The organism is Brevibacterium album DSM 18261, assembly GCF_000426445.1.
Taxonomy (GTDB): domain Bacteria; phylum Actinomycetota; class Actinomycetes; order Actinomycetales; family Brevibacteriaceae; genus Brevibacterium; species Brevibacterium album.
Genome location: NZ_AUFJ01000010.1, coordinates 1 through 16,065, shown reverse-complemented (window position 1 = coordinate 16,065; position 16,065 = coordinate 1). Strand labels below are relative to the sequence as shown.

The 16,065-nt window shown below is 69.9% G+C and carries 13 protein-coding genes and 1 pseudogene; 8 read left to right on the top strand and 6 right to left on the bottom strand.

Annotation, left to right across the window (positions count from 1 at the left end; translation table 11 throughout):
* Nucleotides 1-46 precede the first annotated feature (46 nt).
* Nucleotides 47-685 carry a lipoyl(octanoyl) transferase LipB gene (gene lipB / locus K318_RS0104200; RefSeq protein WP_029088558.1) on the bottom strand — a complete coding sequence of 213 codons (639 nt, stop codon included), beginning with the start codon at nucleotides 683-685 and terminating at the stop codon, nucleotides 47-49.
* 162 nt (nucleotides 686-847) lie between these two features.
* Here lipB and K318_RS0104195 point away from each other — a divergent pair, with 162 nt between their 5' ends.
* Entirely contained in the window at nucleotides 848-2,146 is a 1,299-nt protein-coding gene (locus tag K318_RS0104195) for a hypothetical protein (protein ID WP_029088557.1), read from the top strand.
* A 94-nt stretch (nucleotides 2,147-2,240) separates the two neighbouring features.
* On the opposite strand, the gene sucB is transcribed toward K318_RS0104195, so the two are convergent.
* The 3 genes from sucB to K318_RS23465 form a co-directional block, all read right to left on the bottom strand.
* Nucleotides 2,241-4,019: a 2-oxoglutarate dehydrogenase, E2 component, dihydrolipoamide succinyltransferase gene (gene sucB, locus K318_RS0104190; RefSeq protein ID WP_029088556.1), complete on the bottom strand. Its 1,779-nt coding sequence runs from the start codon at nucleotides 4,017-4,019 to the stop codon at nucleotides 2,241-2,243.
* A 20-nt stretch (nucleotides 4,020-4,039) separates the two neighbouring features.
* Nucleotides 4,040-5,431: a dihydrolipoyl dehydrogenase gene (gene lpdA / locus K318_RS0104185; protein WP_029088555.1), complete on the bottom strand. Its 1,392-nt coding sequence runs from the start codon at nucleotides 5,429-5,431 to the stop codon at nucleotides 4,040-4,042.
* Between the two features lie 151 nt (nucleotides 5,432-5,582).
* Nucleotides 5,583-7,115, bottom strand: coding sequence for a leucyl aminopeptidase (locus K318_RS23465; RefSeq protein ID WP_029088554.1), 1,533 nt, complete (start codon nucleotides 7,113-7,115; stop codon nucleotides 5,583-5,585).
* Between the two features lie 136 nt (nucleotides 7,116-7,251).
* On the opposite strand from K318_RS23465, the gene K318_RS0104175 reads away from it, so the two are divergent.
* Entirely contained in the window at nucleotides 7,252-8,361 is a 1,110-nt protein-coding gene (locus K318_RS0104175) for a quinone-dependent dihydroorotate dehydrogenase (protein ID WP_245579760.1), read from the top strand.
* A 73-nt stretch (nucleotides 8,362-8,434) separates the two neighbouring features.
* On the opposite strand, the gene K318_RS0104170 is transcribed toward K318_RS0104175, so the two are convergent.
* On the bottom strand, nucleotides 8,435-9,049 hold the full coding sequence (locus K318_RS0104170) for a DUF3043 domain-containing protein (RefSeq protein WP_029088552.1): 615 nt from the start codon (nucleotides 9,047-9,049) through the stop codon (nucleotides 8,435-8,437).
* A 20-nt stretch (nucleotides 9,050-9,069) separates the two neighbouring features.
* Here K318_RS0104170 and K318_RS0104165 point away from each other — a divergent pair, with 20 nt between their 5' ends.
* The 6 genes from K318_RS0104165 to K318_RS0104140 all read left to right on the top strand — a co-directional run bounded on the left by K318_RS0104165 (nucleotide 9,070) and on the right by K318_RS0104140 (nucleotide 14,868).
* Nucleotides 9,070-10,473, top strand: a complete 1,404-nt coding sequence (locus K318_RS0104165; protein WP_029088551.1) for a dipeptidase — start codon at nucleotides 9,070-9,072, stop codon at nucleotides 10,471-10,473.
* An 81-nt stretch (nucleotides 10,474-10,554) separates the two neighbouring features.
* Nucleotides 10,555-10,908, top strand: coding sequence for a HesB/IscA family protein (locus tag K318_RS0104160; protein ID WP_029088550.1), 354 nt, complete (start codon nucleotides 10,555-10,557; stop codon nucleotides 10,906-10,908).
* Between the two features lie 128 nt (nucleotides 10,909-11,036).
* Nucleotides 11,037-11,711, top strand: a complete 675-nt coding sequence (gene aat, locus K318_RS19305; protein WP_051297541.1) for a leucyl/phenylalanyl-tRNA--protein transferase — start codon at nucleotides 11,037-11,039, stop codon at nucleotides 11,709-11,711.
* A gap of 168 nt (nucleotides 11,712-11,879) precedes the next feature.
* Entirely contained in the window at nucleotides 11,880-12,773 is an 894-nt protein-coding gene (gene ctaC, locus K318_RS0104150) for an aa3-type cytochrome oxidase subunit II (protein ID WP_029088549.1), read from the top strand.
* Nucleotides 12,773-14,470 carry an aa3-type cytochrome oxidase subunit I gene (ctaD, locus tag K318_RS0104145; protein WP_029088548.1) on the top strand — a complete coding sequence of 566 codons (1,698 nt, stop codon included), beginning with the start codon at nucleotides 12,773-12,775 and terminating at the stop codon, nucleotides 14,468-14,470. The genes ctaC and ctaD overlap by 1 nt, the downstream gene beginning before the upstream one ends.
* On the top strand, nucleotides 14,467-14,868 hold the full coding sequence (locus K318_RS0104140; RefSeq protein ID WP_029088547.1) for a cytochrome c oxidase subunit 4: 402 nt from the start codon (nucleotides 14,467-14,469) through the stop codon (nucleotides 14,866-14,868). Before ctaD ends, K318_RS0104140 begins: the two co-directional genes overlap by 4 nt.
* A 1,008-nt stretch (nucleotides 14,869-15,876) precedes the next feature.
* On the opposite strand, the pseudogene K318_RS24950 reads toward K318_RS0104140, so the two are convergent.
* Nucleotides 15,877-16,065, bottom strand: a pseudogene (locus K318_RS24950) (cytochrome bc1 complex cytochrome b subunit); the annotation flags it as partial.

Here is a 16,065-nt window from a genome sequence, read left to right as displayed (position 1 = left end):
TTCACTCGGAGTCGTTCTCAGGTGTGCGCGTGCCGGGCGCGCCGGCTCAGGCGGTGATGTGCGCCTGCAGCAGCTCCGTCATGCGGTCGGCGACATCGGCGGGGGTCACGGTGCGTCCCAGCTCCTCGCTGAGCGAGGTGACGCCGGCGTCTGCGATGCCGCACGGGACGATGCTGTCGAAGCCGGCGGAGGCGTTGGAGCAGTTGAGGGCGAGCCCGTGCATCGTCACGCCGTCGTGGATGCGGATGCCGATGGCGCCGAGCTTGCGCTCCGGACGCCCTCCGGCGGCCGGCAGCCACACGCCGGCCCGGCCCTCGACCGTCCTCGCCTCGAGTCCGAGGTCGGCGGCGAGTGCGATGATCGCGTCCTCGATCTGGCTGACGAAGAGGCGCACGTCCTTGGGGTCGTTGAGGCGGTAGATCAGATAGCAGACGAGCTGACCGCGCCCGTGCCAGGTGATCTTGCCTCCCCGGTCGACGTCGATGACCGGCGTCCCGTCGATGGGACGCTCGTGGTCCTCCGTCCGCTTCCCGGCCGTGTACACGTCCTCGTGCTCGAGCACCAGCAGGGTGGAATCGCGCTCACCCGCGACCACCTCGTCGTGCAGCTTCGTCTGAAGCTCCCATGCCCGGCGGTAGTCGACCAGATCCGGATCGAGGCCGAGGCTCTTCACAGCGAATCCCATGACGACCACTGTACGTGCGCGCGGGGGAGACTTCCCGCGCGCGGGCCCTTGTGTGATCCTCCTCTCCATGAGATGCTCATCAAAGCATATCAATCATCATCAAATACAATTGAGTGACACCAGTCGATGTCATCGAGTGTCACGAACGGCGGGGGGGGGAAGATGACTGCGGACGAGAGCGCCGAAGGCGAGACGGAGTCCGGGTGGGTGGTGGAGGCAGAGCTCGAGCCCGGTCTGCTGCGCGTGAGCCGGGAGGGTGAGAGCCGGTGGTTCGTGCGGATCGGCGGCGGCCATGCGGGCCCAGTGCTCGCCGCCGAGGCCGCGGTCTGGACCGGTGTCCGGCGCATGACGGCCGCATCCGGCCCCGGCCTCCTCGTGCCGCGGTGTCGAGGCGGCCTCCTCACGCACGCGCTGCGCGCCCACGGCGGACTGCCGGCGGCCCAGGCCCTCGGCGTGCTCGAGGAGGCGGTCGAGGCGGTGCTCGCGGCACCCCGGACGCCCGCAGGGTGGACGAGGATGACCTCCGGGGCCCTCGCACTCACGGAGAGCGGCCGCATCGCGGTGGTGCCGGGCCGGCTGCGCGCCGAGGCGGAGACGACGGATTCCGCGGCCTGCGGTGAGATCCTCCACGCCGCGCTCACGGGCGGTCCGTGGATCGGCCGCCCGCTGGCGGAGACCGCTCCGGCCGCTCCGGCCGCGGTCCGGCGCCTGACGGAGCACCTGCTCGCCGGCACCCCTGCCGCAGGCCTCCGCACGGTGCTCCGCCGCGTGCGGGAGCTGGAACCGCAGCGTGAGCGCGGCTTCCTCCCCGCCGAGGCGGGCGTCGCGGCCGAGGACGCGCCGACGGGAGTGCTCGACGGGCAGATCGTCAGCCACCTCCGAGGCGCGCGAGCGGGCGAGGGCGGGCACCGCAGCACGCGCAAGGACGCGCGGACCCGCAGCCGCTCCGGACCTCCTGCGCGCAGCCTCCCGTCCGGGCGCCTGCGGGCCGTCGGAGCGGTCGGTGCGAGTGCCGCCGTCCTGCTCGCCGGCGCATGGCTCCTCGCCCCGGGCATGCGCGGGGAGACGAGCAGGACGGAGGGCCCGGGGCAGACGACCGCGGTCCCGCACGCGGCCTCATCGGCAGAGGGCGATACAGCATCCGGCGCTGACCCCGCAGCCGCCTTCGCAGCCCTCACCCGGGAGCGGAGTGCGGCGGTCGCAGCGGGGGACCGCGAAGCGCTCATGGCACTCACGGTGCCGGGCTCGCCCGCGGCTCAGGCGGATGTTGACGCCGCGCCGCTGCCCTGCCCGGACTGCGGGGAGCTCGCGGTCGACGACATCCGGATCCTCGACGACTCCGAGCCGGGCGCCGCCGTGCTGCGAGCGCGCATGCGCGCAGGCGATGGGGACTGGTCGGAGATCACGATCGAGCTGCGCGAGGGGGAGGTGGGATGGCAGGTGCACAGCGTGCACGGCTGAGCCTGCGCACGCACGAGGGGCGGGAGCCGATGTGCATCGGCTCCCGCCCCTCGTGCAACTCAGCGCAGAGCGTGTCAGCGCAGCTGTGTGGCGCTCAGAGCTCCAGATCGGCGAGGAAGTTCGCCTCCTGGAGGCGTTCGCGCACCGTGGTGAGGAAGCGGCCCGCGTCCGCGCCGTCGACCAGCTCGTGGTTGTAGGTGAGCGGCAGCTCGACGATGTCCCGGATGACGATGGCCTCGTCCCCGTCGCTCAGCGTGCGCACGACCGGACGCCGCACGATCGACCCCACGCCCAGGATGCCGGACTGCGGGTAGTTGATGATCGGCGTGTCCATGATCGCCCCGAAGCTGCCCAGGTTGGTCACCGAGAAGGTGCCGCCGGAGAGCTCGTCGGGCCTGACCTTGTTGTCGCGGGTGCGCTCGGCCAGGTCGACGATCGCCTTCGCGAGGCCCGCGACCGAGAGCGAGCCCGCGTCCTTGATGACGGGCACGATGAGACCGCGTGGCGTGTCCACCGCGATGCCGACGTGCTCGTGGTCGAAGTGCTCGATCTCCTTGCCGTCGGCGGAGATCTGCGCGTTGACCTGCGGGTGGATCTGCAGGGCCTCGACCACCGCCTTGATGAAGAACGGCAGGTACGTGAGCTTGACGCCGTGCTTGGCCTGGAAGGCGTCCTTCGTCGCCTTCCGGAGCTTCGCGACCTCCGTGACGTCGACCTCGGCGACCTGCGTGAGCTGCGAGGTGTTCTGCAGCGACTCGCGCATGCGCTTGGCGATCGTCTGGCGGATCCGGGAGGTCTTCTGCGTGGTGCCGCGCAGAGCCTTGGCTTCCTCGGACAGCTCGACGACATGGGGCGCGCGGTCCGAGGCCGGAGCCGCTGCCGCGGGAGCGGCGGAGGCGGCGTCGAGGACGTCCTGCTTGCGGATGCGTCCGCCCACGCCGGTGCCGGTGAGCGCGGACAGGTCCACGCCCTTCTGCTTCGCGAGCTTCCGGACCAGCGGGGTGACATAGGCCGGGTTGGCCCCGGAGACGCTCGAGGCGATCGACTCGCCGGAGGCCTCGGCCGCCGGAGCCGGAGCGGGTGCGTGCGCCTCCTCCGCGGGTGCCTCCTGCTGTTCGGCAGCGGGAGCCGGCTCCTCGGCGGGAGCCTCTTCCTCCGCAGGTGCCTCTTCCGCCGGCGCCTCCTCCGCGGGTGCCGGGGCGGCAGACGGCTCAGCGGCAGACGCCGAGGCCTCGCCGGAGCCGATGAGCGCGAGCGGTGCACCGACCTCGACCTCGTCGTCCTCGTCCGCGAAGAGCTTGACGACCGCTCCGGCGACGGGGGAGGGGACCTCGGTGTCGACCTTGTCGGTCGAGACCTCGAGCAGCGGCTCGTCGACCTCGACGGTCTCGCCGACGGCCTTGAGCCAGCGGGTGACGGTGCCCTCGGTGACCGATTCGCCCAGGGCGGGCATCGTGACCTCGGTGCCCTCGCCGGAGCCGGCGTCCGGAGCCGCGGCCGGCTCGGCCGCAGAGGCGGTCTCCTCCTGCGCGGGCGCTTCCTCCTCGGCAGGAGCCTCTTCAGCGGGCTCCTCCTCAGCCGGGGCCTCCTCGGACGGAGCCTCCTCGGCGGGAGCGGACGACTCACCCGAGCCGGAGCCGTCGCCGATCACGGCCAGCGGAGCGCCGACCTCGACCTCGTCGTCCTCCTCCGCGAGGTGCTTCTCGACCGTGCCGGCGTAGGGGGAGGGGATCTCGGTGTCGACCTTGTCGGTCGAGACTTCGAGCAGCGGCTCGTCGACCTCGACGGTCTCGCCGACCTCCTTGAGCCAGCGCGTCACAGTGCCTTCCGTGACGGACTCGCCCAGCGCGGGCATATTGACTGTGTTCGACATCGTGAACGACTCCTTGGGACTCAGTTGTGCGCGTGGAGCGGCTTGCCGGTGAGGGCGAGGAAGGTCTCGCCGATCGCCTCGTTCTGGGTGGGATGGGCGTGGATGAGCTGGGCGACCTCTTCGGGCAGCGCCTCCCAGTTGACGATGAGCTGGGCCTCACCGGCCTGCTCGCTCATGCGCCCGCCGATCCCGTGCAGACCGAGCACCGGTCCGTCCTTCTCCCGGACGGCCTTGATGATGCCGCCGGTCTTGAGGATGACGGACTTGCCGTTGCCCGCGAGGTTGTAGTCGACGGTCTCGACGGCGTCGTCGCCGTACTGTTCCCGGGCCTGCTTCTCGGTGAGGCCCACCGAGAAGATCTCCGGCTCGCAGTAGGTGACGCGGGGGACGCCGGACTCCACGAGGGGAGCCGGGTTCAGGCCCGCGATCTCCTCGGCCACGAAGATGCCGTGGGCGAAGGAGCGGTGGGCCAGCTGCAGGCCCGGCGTGATGTCGCCGATCGCATAGATGCTGCCCACACCGGTGTGCTGGCGCTCGTTGACGATGACGAAGCCGCGGTCCAGCGTCAGCCCCTGCTCTTCGTAGCCGAACCCGGCGGTGACCGGGCCGCGGCCCACAGCGACGAGCAGGTACTCGGCGTCGATGGTGCTGCCGTCCTCGAGCGTGACGTGCACACCGGAGTCGTCCTGCGTGACGCTCTTGAACATCGAGTTCAGCTTGAACTTGATCTTGCGCTTCTTGAAGGCGCGCTCGAGGTTCTTCGAGATCGCCTCGTCCTCGTTCGCCACGAGGTGGGGCAGGCCCTCGACGATCGTGACGTCCGCGCCGAACGAGGCCCAGACGCTCGCGAACTCCACGCCGATCACGCCGCCGCCGAGCACCACTGCGGACTTCGGGGTGTCCTTGAGATTCAGCGCCTCGGTCGAGGTGAGCACGCGGCCGGTGATGTCGAGGCCGATCGTCTTCGGCTCGGACCCGGTCGCCAGCACGATGTTCTTCCCCGTGACGGTGACCCCGCCCTCGTCGTTGGACACCTGCACGGTGTCCTGCGAGACCAGCGTGCCCTCACCGGAGATGTAGTCGATCCCGCGGACCTTGATGAGGCCCTGGAGACCCTTGTAATTCTTCGAGATGACATCGTCCTTGTAGGCGAGCACCTGCTCGATGTCGATGCCCTGGAACTCCGCGCGGATGCCGAACTGGCCGGCCTCCCGGGTGGTGTCCGCGACCTCGGCCGCGTGCAGCAGCGCCTTGGTGGGGACGCAGCCGCGGTGCAGGCAGGTCCCGCCCACCTTGTCGCGCTCGATGAGCGCGACGCTGAGTCCCAGCGTCGCGGCGCGGAAGGCGGCGGCGTACCCGGCCGTCCCGCCTCCGAGGATGACGAGATCATACGAGTTGGACGAATCGGTCACGGATCACTCCTCAATTCCCGATGATTGTTTCGGCCCCTCCCAGGGCGCTCTCAACCATCATTCCACTAAACGGAGGCGATTTCGCCCGCCGGAAGCCGAAAGTGCGGTGATGACTGTCACGGGCTCCGGCCTCCGGTTCGCGGGCGCGGGCTCAGGACTCCGCGAGCAGCGCGGCGACCTCGACGAGCGTGCGGACCGGCACTCCGGTGCCGCCCTTGCCGGTGTAGCCGTGCGCGGACTCCGAGTTGAAGGACGGGCCGGCGATGTCGAGGTGTGCCCAGTCGATCCCCTCCTCGACGAATTCCCGGAGGAAGGCGCCGGCGGCGAGCATGCCCCCGGCGCGGCCGCCGGCGTTCTTGAGATCGGCCGTGTTCGAGTCGAAGGAGCGGATGAGCTCCTCCGGGATCGGCATGGGCCAGATCTGCTCGCCCGAGGCCTCGGAGGCGAGGACGACGGTGTTGCGGGCCGACTCCGTGCCCATGACCCCGGAGGTCCGGTTGCCGAGCGCGACGATCTGGGCGCCCGTGAGGGTCGCGATGTCGACGACGAGGTCCGGCTTCTCCTCCTGCGCGGCGACGAGTGCGTCCGCGAGGACCAGGCGGCCCTCCGCATCGGTGTTCGTCACCTCGACGGTCTTCCCGCCGTAGATCGTGATGACGTCGGAGGGACGCTGCGCGGTGCCCGAGGGCATGTTCTCCGCGAGCGCGAGCCAGGCGGTCACCTTCAGGGGCAGACCCAGCTCGGCGATCGCGAAGAGCGCGTGCGCGGCCGCTGCGGCGCCGGCCATGTCGGACTTCATCTCCTCCATGCTCGCGGCGGGCTTGAGCGAGAGGCCGCCGGAGTCGAAGGTGATGCCCTTGCCCACGAGCGCGAGGTGCCGGCCGGCCTTCCGCGGGGCGTAGCTGAGCTTCACGAGGCGGGGGCCGCGCGGCGAGCCCTGGCCCACGCCCGTGTGCCCGCCGAAGCCCTTGGCCGCGAGCTGCGCCTCGTCGAGCACCTCGACGCGGATCTTCGCCTTCTTCAGCTCCCCGGCGCGGGCGGAGACGGCCTCGGCGAAGGAGGCGGGGAAGAGATCGCGGGGCGGCTGGTTGACCAGGTCGCGGGTGGCGGCGGTGGCCCGGGCGATGACCTCGCCGCGGCTGAACGCCTCGGCGGCCTCGCGACCGGCGGAGATGACGAGGCGCGCCACCGGGCCCCTGCCCTCGGCCTCCGAGAGGTAGGCGGTGTAGCGGTAGGCCCCCAGCAGGGCGCCGACGGTCCAGGCCTCGGCGAGGTCCGCGCCCTCGCCGGGCACGGCCGCGACGGCGGAGCCGAGGCCGGTGAGAGAGCCCAGAGCGGCACCGGCGGCGCGGCGCACGGCCTCGAGCGTCTCGGGCTCGGCGGCTGCGAGGGCCTCGGCGTCGAGGGCGCCCAGGCCCGTGAGGACGACGGCCCGGGCCTTCACCCCGTTCGGCGCCGGCACGCGGACGGCGGAGGTCGCCTTGCCCGTGTGGCCGACGGCGGCGGCGGCCTCCTCGAGCGCCTTCACCACCTTGGCGGCGAGGGCGGGGGCGGCGATGCGAGCGCGCCGCGACTCGCCCTCGCCCTCGGTCCGGGTGGCGACGACGAGGACATCGGCGTCGAGGCCGGCGGGGTTCGCGGTGGAGTGTTCGGATGTGGGGAGGGCGGCGGGTGTCTGCGCCATCTGTCTTCCTTCCGTGCACGGGGTGCGCGCTCGACGGTGGTCGGTCCGCTCCGATCCTAATGCGCGTTCCGCCGCGTGCGCTGGCAGCGGCGGCCGGGCGCATCGGAGGCCGCGGCCGGACGCTAGACTCGGCCGCGTGGAAACGCCTCTGTACTCGCTCCTGTTCCGCGCCGTCCTCGTCCGCATGGACGCGGAACGGGCGCACCATCTCAGCTTCTCAGGCCTCAGGGCATTCGACCGCACGCCGGTGATGCGCGAGGCGCTGTCCCTGGCCTGCGGGCGGGGAACGGAGGACCGCGCGGAGGTCCTGGGCCTGCGGTTCCGCAACCGCCTAGGCCTCGCGGCGGGCTTCGACAAGGACGGGACCGGGGTCCGTGCGCTGTCCCGTCTGGGATTCGGCCACATCGAGATCGGCACCGTCACCGGTCACGGTCAGCCGGGCAACGACAGGCCGCGCCTCTTCCGGCTGCTCGGGGGCCGCGGCATCCTCAACCGGATGGGCTTCAACAACCGCGGAGCGCGGGAGGCGGCGTTCTCGGTCGCCGACCAGCGGCGGCTCATCGACGAGCTGCCGGAGGACCGGCGGCCGGTCATCGGGATCAACATCGGCAAGACCAAGGTGGTCGAGCCCGAGCAGGCGGCCGAGGACTACGCCCGCTCGACGCGCGAGCTCGCCGCACTGGCCGACTACCTCGTCATCAACGTGTCCTCGCCCAACACTCCGGGCCTGCGGGACCTGCAGTCGACCGCCGCCCTCACGCCCATCATCCGGGCGGTCCGGGACACCGCCGCCGAGGTCGTCGACCGGCCCCGCTCGACCCTCGGCCATGTGCCCCTGCTCGTGAAGATCGCCCCCGATCTCGCCGATGAGGACATCCGCGCCGTCGTCGACCTCGCCGTCGCGGAGGGAGTGGACGGTCTCGTGCTCACGAACACGACCATCGACCGCGAGGTGCTCGCCGGCGGCGACCTTGAGTTCGCGCTCCGGGAGGCCGGCGGCATCTCCGGGAGGCCGCTGGCCGAGCGCTCGATGGACGTCCTGCGCCTCGTGCGGCGGCACCTGGACGCCGCGCACCCAGGTGGGGACCTCGCGCTCGTGTCGGTGGGCGGCATCGAGAGCCACCGGGACGTGTCCGCGCGGCTCGGCGCCGGCGCGGACCTCGTGCAGGCCTACAGCGGGATGATCTTCGGCGGACCGTTCTGGGCGGGCCGGGCCGTGCGCGGCGCGCGCCGCCGGCGCTGGTGAGGCGCGGACCGCGGAATGAGAAGAGGCCGGACGCCCCTGCGGGCGTCCGGCCTCGTGCGCTCGGCGGGCCGGCTCAGCTCGGCATCTCGCGGCGCCTGACCATCGGCTTCGGCACGCGCAGCCGGCGGATCTGGATGGCGCGCATGATGGCGTAGAAGTTGGTGCCCTTCTGGATGCTGTCGGCACCGAACTTGGCCCGGATCCGTCCGCGCAGCAGCGTGCACAGGAGGACGCTGTCGAGGATGATGAGCACGATGAGGCCGTAGACCACGAAGTTCGCGATCATCGCGAAGTCCGGCATGAACATGCCTGCCACGAGGACCACGAGGGCGATGGGGATGAAGAGCTCTCCGATCGAGAAGCGCGCGTCCACGTAGTCGCGGACATAGCGGCGCTGGGCGCCGGCGTCCCTGGGGCCGAGGAAGCGCTCGTCGCCGTTCATCACGCCGATCCGGGCCTCGTCCCGGCGCCTGCGCATCTCCTCCCGGGCCTTCCGGTCCGCGGCCTTGCGGTTCCCGCCCACGAGCGGGCGCTGATTGCGCGCCTCCTGCTCGCTGCGCCTGGGGGTGGGACGGTTCTTCTTCGCCTCGGCGGGGTTGCGGGCACCGTCCGTCCCGGTCGCGGCGTCGTCGCCCTGGGGAGCCTCGGGGGAGGGCTCGCTGTCACTGCTCTTGTTCCGTCCAAACACGCGTTGAATAGTATCGGACTATGACACAGGCACATACCGCGCGCTCCGAGCGCGCCACGACCCTGCACTCCGCGCTCGACGCCGTCTTCGAGGAGGTGAAGGGGGACCTCGCCTCGCTCGTCGCGATCCCCTCGATCGCCTGGCCCGCCTTCGACCAGTCCCATGTGCGGGCATCGGCCGAGGCCGTCGCCGCACTCGCGCGGAAGGCCGGGTTCGAGGAGGTCGATGTCCTCACGGCGCAGAAGCCGGACGGCGAGCCCGGCTCTCCCGCCGTCGTCGCCGCCCGGCCGGCGCCCGAGGGAGCGCCCACGGTGGTCCTCTACGCCCACCACGACGTCCAGCCCACCGGTGAGGAGTCGCTGTGGAACACGCCGCCGTTCGAGGCCACGGAGTCCGGTGACCGCATCTTCGGCCGCGGCGCCGCCGATGACAAGGCCGGGATCATGGTGCACCTCACCGCTCTGCGGCTGCTCGGCGAGGACCTCGGCGTGGGGGTCGTGCTGTTCGTCGAGGGGGAGGAGGAGGCCGGGTCGCCCAGCTTCCGCGATTTCATCCTCCGCCACCGGGACAGGCTCGCCGGAGATGTCTTCGTCGTGGCCGACAGCGGCAACTGGGCGGCGGGCACGCCCGCGCTCACGACGAGCCTGCGCGGCATGGCCGCCCTGGAGTTCACGGTCTCCACCCTGGACCACGCCGTCCACTCGGGCATGTACGGCGGCGTCGTGCCGGATGCCGCACTCGCGATGACGCGCCTGCTGGCCTCTCTCCACGGCGAGGACGGCTCCGTCGCCGTCGAGGGGCTGGTGGGGGAGACCGCGGCGCACGTGGACTACGAGGAGGCGGCGCTGCGCGCGGACTCGGGCATCCTCGACGGCGTCGAGCTCATCGGGACCGGCACGCTCGCCTCCCGCGTCTGGTCGCAGCCGGCCGTGACGGTGATCGGCCTGGACCTGCCCCACGTGGACGTGTCCTCGAACACCCTGCAGCACTCGCTCCGCGCCAAGCTCAGCATCCGGGTGGCTCCCGGTGACACTCCGGAGAACGCGCTTGCCGCCGTCAAGCGGCACCTCACGGACCACGCCCCGTTCGGCGCGCGCGTGGAGTTCGGCGAGGAGGAGGCCGGCAGCCCGTGGCGCGCCGACACCGCCGATCCGGTCGTGGACACGGCGATGGCCGCGCTCGGCGAGGGCTTCGGCACGGAGGCGGTGCAGGTGGGCCTCGGCGGTTCGATCCCGTTCATCGCCGATCTGCTCGAGGTGTTCCCGCAGGCGTCGATCCTCGTCACCGGCGTGGAGGACCCGGACGCACGAGCGCACAGCGCGAACGAATCGCTCTACGTCCCGGACTTCCGCCGCGCGATCGTGGCGGAGGCCCTGCTGCTGGAGCGGCTGGGAGGCCGGAGTGCGGAGGGTGCCGGGGTGTAGCCTGGAATACCCGGCCCCTGCACCGCGTTGCACGGGCACACGTCCTCGGCAGCGCCGGACCGATACGTCTAAGGAGAGTCAATGACCGTCACACAGGAGACCACCGCAGCTCACGGTGTCGAGCTTTCCGCCGAGGCCGCGGAGAAGGTCCGCAGCCTCCTTCAGCAGGAGGGCCGCGACGATCTCCGCCTCCGCGTCGCGGTGCAGCCGGGCGGCTGCTCGGGCCTCATCTACCAGCTCTACTTCGACGAGCGCACGCTCGACGGCGACGCGATCCGCGATTTCGACGGCGTCGAGGTCGTCGTCGACAAGATGAGCGTGCCCTATCTCGGCGGCTCGACCATCGACTTCTCCGACACGATCGAGAAGCAGGGCTTCACCATCGACAACCCGAACGCCGCCGGCTCCTGCGCCTGCGGCGATTCCTTCCACTGAGCTTGCGAAGCGGGCTGCGCGCGTCACGGGACGGCGCGCATCGACGGGGCCGCGGACGCATCGTGCGTCCGCGGCCTCTCGCCCGTTCCGCCGCACGGCGATGATGCAGGGCGAGCAGGAGGCGAGGAGTGTTCGACGAGGATCTACGGGCGGTGGGCACGGAGCGGCCGACGGTCGTGACGGCGCTGGCCGCCTACCGGGCGGGGCTGTTCCCGATGGGCCTCGGCGAGGGCGGCGGCCCGCCGCTGGGCTGGTGGGCGCCCGTTCTGCGCGGCGTGCTGCTGCCGGGCGACCTGCGGGTGAGCCGCAGCCTGCGCCGTTCGATGCGCACCTTCGACTACGCCTGTGACACCGCGTTCGCCGAGGTCGTCGACGCCTGCGCGGACCCGGCGAGGGAGGGCGCGTGGATCACTGCGGAGATGCGCGAGCTCTACCTCGCGCTGCATGCGGCAGGATGGGCGCACTCCGTCGAGGCTTACCGGGACGGCGAACTCGCGGGCGGGCTCTTCGGCGTGAGCCTGGGCGGGATCTTCATCGGCGAGTCGATGTTCCACCGCCGCACGGACGCCTCGAAGGCGGCTCTCGCCGCGCTGGTGGGGATGCTGGAAGGGGCGGAGACCCCGGGCGCGGAGGCCTCCTGGATGATCGACGTGCAGTGGTCCACCCCACACCTGGAGAGCCTGGGCGTGTCGGAGATCCCGGGATTCGACTACGCCGTTCGGCTCCACCGCGCGCAACACGCGCGCACTCCCCAAGTTTTTTCCAGGGGACCCCTTGCCGACGTGAATTTCTACGGCATGTAGCGGTAGGCTGTCAGGGACAAAGTTAGAGTTCGGTGACCTGGGACTGAGCATTGCCTGACACTGTTCGACCGGCACCTCCGGGCCGTCTTCGGAGACGGTCCCGGGGGGCGGCGGGCAGGAGGGCGAGGGCTCGCCCCGAGTCCCGACAGAGGTTCTGAAAGGCTGCACGTGGATTCTCCGAATCAGCCCGCGCCGAGGACGGGCGCGTCCCGGGCCAAGCGGCTCGGTGCTATCGGCGCAGCGGCGGCAACGACACTGCTCGCCGGGTGTACGAAAGAACAGTGGGAAGTGGGATTCCTGCCCGTCGAATCGAAGGGCGCCACCTCCCACACCGACCACTACATCGCGCTGTGGAACGGCGGCTGGATCGCCTCCCTCATCGTCGGCGCCATCACCTGGGGCCTGATCCTCTGGTGCATCGTGGCCTACCGGCGCAGGAAGAGCGACCGCGGACTGCCGGTGCAGATGCGCTACAACCTCCCGGTCGAGATCTTCTACACCGTGGTCCCGCTCATCCTCGTCGTGGGCTTCTTCTTCCACAACGCGCAGACGATGGACGAGACGATCTACGACGAGACCGAGCCGCAGGAGGTCATCGAGGTCTACGGCAAGCAGTGGGCCTGGGACTTCAACTACATCACCCAGGACGTCCACTACGCGGGTGTGCAGGCCAACCTGGACGGCACCGAGCAGCCGGGCGAGGACGCTCCGACGCTGTACCTCCCGGCCGACACGGACATCCAGTTCAAGATCGAGTCGCGTGACGTCATCCACTCGTTCTGGATCCCTGCCTTCCTCGAGAAGCGGGACATGGTGCCCGGACGCAGCTCGGAGATCAATCTCCGCCCCCTCGCGGAGGGCGAGTACGTCGGCAAGTGCGCCGAGCTGTGCGGTGAGTTCCACTCCGAGATGATCTTCAACGTCAGCGTCGTCCCGTACGACGAGTACATCGCCTACACGGACTCGCTCCGCGAGCAGGGCAATGACGGCGTCCTCGGTGAGGAGTACAACCGTACCGACTGGTACTCGAATCCCTACGAGCAGGAAGGGGATGAGCACTGATGACCGCGACTGCACCGCAGACCACCGTGGCGGGGGCTCCGGCTGATCCGGTGCCCACCAGCAAGGGCAGGATCTTCGTCAGCTGGATCACCTCCACGGACCACAAGACGATCGGGTACATGTACCTGATCACCTCCTTCATCTTCTTCTGCCTCGGCGGCGTGATGGCCCTCCTCATCCGCCTCGAGCTGTGGGAGCCGGGGATGCAGATCCTCGAGACCAAGGAGCAGTACAACCAGCTCTTCACGATGCACGGCACCGTGATGCTCCTGATGTTCGCGACGCCGCTCTTCGCCGGCTTCGCGAACGTGATCATGCCGCTGCAGATCGGAGCGCCGGATGTGGCGTTCCCGCGGCTGAACTCCTTCGCCTTCTGGCTCTTCTCCTTCGGCAGCCTCATCGCGCTCTCCGGCTTCCTCACCCCGCAGGGTGCGGCCTCCTTCGGCTGGACCGCCTATGCGCCGCTGTCGAACACGACGTACACGCCGGGCCTCGGCGGTGACCTCTGGGTGATGGGCCTGGCCCTGCAGGGCTTCGGCACCATCCTGGGCTCGGTGAACTTCATCACCACCGTCATCACGATGCGCGCCCCGGGCATGACGATGTTCCGCATGCCGATCTTCACCTGGAACACCCTCATCACCGGCGTGCTCGTGCTCATGGCGTTCCCGCCGCTGGCCGGTGCGCTGTTCGGCCTCGCCGCCGACCGCATCCTCGGCGCGCACATCTTCAGCCCGGAGAACGGCGGGCCGATTCTGTGGCAGCACCTGTTCTGGTTCTTCGGCCACCCCGAGGTCTACGTCATCGCGCTGCCGTTCTTCGGGATCGTCTCTGAGATCTTCCCGGTCTTCAGCCGCAAGCCGATCTTCGGCTATGTGGGCCTGGTGTACGCGACGATCGCGATCGCGGCCCTGTCGGTGACGGTGTGGGCGCACCACATGTACGTCACGGGCGCGGTGATGCTGCCGTTCTTCGCGTTCATGACGATGCTCATCGCGGTGCCCACGGGCGTGAAGATCTACAACTGGATCGGCACGATGTGGCGGGGCTCGCTCACGTTCGAGACGCCCATGCTGTGGTCGCTGGGCTTCCTGGTGAGCTTCGTGTTCGGCGGTCTCACGGGCGTCATCCTGGCCTCGCCGGCACTCGATCAGCAGCTCTCCGACTCCTACTTCGTGGTCGCGCACTTCCACTACGTGGTGTTCGGCACCGTGGTCTTCGCGATGTTCGCGGGCTTCTACTTCTGGTGGCCCAAGTGGACCGGGAAGATGCTGGACGAGACGCTGGGCAAGATCCACTTCTGGATCCTGTTCATCGGCTTCCACGGCACCTTCCTCATCCAGCACTGGCTGGGCGCAGTGGGCATGCCCCGCCGCTACGCGGACTACCTGCCGCAGGACGGCTGGACGCTCATGAACCAGGTCTCGACCGTGGGCTCCCTGATCCTGGGCCTGTCGCTCATCCCGTTCTTCTGGAACGTGTGGGTCACCGCCCGCAAGGCACCCAAGGTCACGGTGAACGATCCGTGGGGCTACGGCGGATCGCTCGAGTGGGCGACCTCCTGCCCGCCCCCGCGTCACAACTTCACCTCGCTGCCCAGGATCCGCTCCGAGCGTCCCGCGTTCGAGGCGAACCACCCGGAGCTGCTCGAGTTCGGCGCACACGGCGCCCCGGCTGAGAAGGCGGTCACCCGATGAAGACATCTGCATGGCTCTTCGGCCTCGGCATCTTCTTCTTCGCCCCTGTCGCGATCGTGTACGGCTTCCTGACCGAATGGCAGGAGTGGGTCGGTCTGCCCGGCATCCTCCTCGTCGGCGGTATGACGCTCATGATCGGCGTGTTCCTGTGGCTGCGGGAGAAGAAGAGCCCGCCGCTGGCCTCGGACGACCTCGACGGAGAGATCTCCGACGAGTACTACGAGTACGGCTTCTACTCCCCGTGGAGCTGGTGGCCGCTCGTCGTGTGCGTCGGTGCCGCGATCTGCTTCGCCGGCATCGCCATCGGCTGGTGGATCCTGCCCTTCGGAGGCGTGATCTCCGTGATCGGTATGGTGGGTCTCATCTACGAGTACGATCGGGGCGTGCACGCGCACTGATCTGCGCTTGAGAAGCGCGAAAGGCGGGCCGGGAGAGTTCGGAAGGACTCTCCCGGCCCGCCTTTCGCGTCTCAGTTCCTGCTCGTGTCTCTGCCCGTCCTGCTTGTGTCTCTGCCTGCCTCGATCGAATGCGGATATCTCGACACAGAATGAGACGCGGCCGCCGGAGGAGGTGCGGGGGAGCCGTTGCGAAAGGGGAGGATCCTCAGGATCCGCGCCTGGCCACCTGTGCGTCGCTGCCTGGAGGGGACAGGCACAGAAGCACCCGGCCGCAGCAGCAGATCCTCACCGACACACCGATACGCTCCGCTTCAGGCTCCACCCACCTATAAGTCCGTGACCCGAAGCGCTGATCGGGGTGGATGCGCGGCCGCGAGCGAAGCTGAGAGCAGGCGCTGGTGCCGCCGGATGCGCTTGGCAGGAGGAAGCGACTGCGCCACGACTCTGCCGCGAGAGATGCGGAGCTCCGCGAAGTGCAGTGACGCGCGAGCGCGGACCGCGTGGATTCGGGTGCGGAGAGGTCGGTGAACGGGTCGGTGTGCTGCTGCGCCCTGTCCGAAGCTCCGGCTGCAGCTCTGTGGCCGCTCTGCTTCACACAGCCGCCGAGACCGCCACATGTGCCTCGATCAGCGCATCGCGGTCCTGAGCGGAGAGCACGTCGGCGTGAGGAGGAGATCACCGGCACCGGCCTTCGAGGCCGGAGCTGTGCAGGACGCGTCCTGCTTCGATGCGCTGCGCAGGCGACTCCCTGCCGAGGATGCGATGGGGACGGGCGTGCCGTGTGGAACGGCGCTGCCAGACCGTCCTTTGTGTCTCACCTCTGCCTCATGTCTCTGTCTGCTTCGAACGTATGAGGATTTCTCGACGCAGAATGAGACACGAACGCTGGAGAGGAGGCAGCGCGCACATGACGGCGGGGCCGGCAGGATCTGATGATCCCGCCGGGCCCGCCGGTCTCTGCCGTTCAGCAGCTCGGAGCACTGAGCTCTCACGCTCTGAACGACATGCTCACTTCTCGATCTGACCCTCGTCGTGACCGCCCTCGACCTCGTGGTGGTCGTGGTGCGCGGCGTCGAGTTCGGCCTTCGTGACGGGGGTGACCCGCTCCTCGTAGAAGGCCTTCGCGATCCGTGCGCGGATGCGCTCGGAGCGGGAGATCTTCCCATCCGGTCCGGGCTGGGCCGGGATGGGCGCAGG

What these genes read in the sequence shown, in the direction of transcription:
- K318_RS0104165 (WP_029088551.1), top strand. Translation starts at nt 9,070, where the DNA reads ATGACACAGGCACATACCGCGCGCTCCGAGCGCGCCACGACCCTGCAC.
- K318_RS0104140 (WP_029088547.1), top strand. Translation starts at nt 14,467, where the DNA reads ATGAAGACATCTGCATGGCTCTTCGGCCTCGGCATCTTCTTCTTCGCC.
- K318_RS23465 (WP_029088554.1), bottom strand. Translation starts at nt 7,115, where the DNA reads ATGGCGCAGACACCCGCCGCCCTCCCCACATCCGAACACTCCACCGCG.
- K318_RS0104160 (WP_029088550.1), top strand. Translation starts at nt 10,555, where the DNA reads ATGACCGTCACACAGGAGACCACCGCAGCTCACGGTGTCGAGCTTTCC.
- ctaD (WP_029088548.1), top strand. Translation starts at nt 12,773, where the DNA reads ATGACCGCGACTGCACCGCAGACCACCGTGGCGGGGGCTCCGGCTGAT.
- sucB (WP_029088556.1), bottom strand. Translation starts at nt 4,019, where the DNA reads ATGTCGAACACAGTCAATATGCCCGCGCTGGGCGAGTCCGTCACGGAA.
- lipB (WP_029088558.1), bottom strand. Translation starts at nt 685, where the DNA reads ATGGGATTCGCTGTGAAGAGCCTCGGCCTCGATCCGGATCTGGTCGAC.
- K318_RS0104195 (WP_029088557.1), top strand. Translation starts at nt 848, where the DNA reads ATGACTGCGGACGAGAGCGCCGAAGGCGAGACGGAGTCCGGGTGGGTG.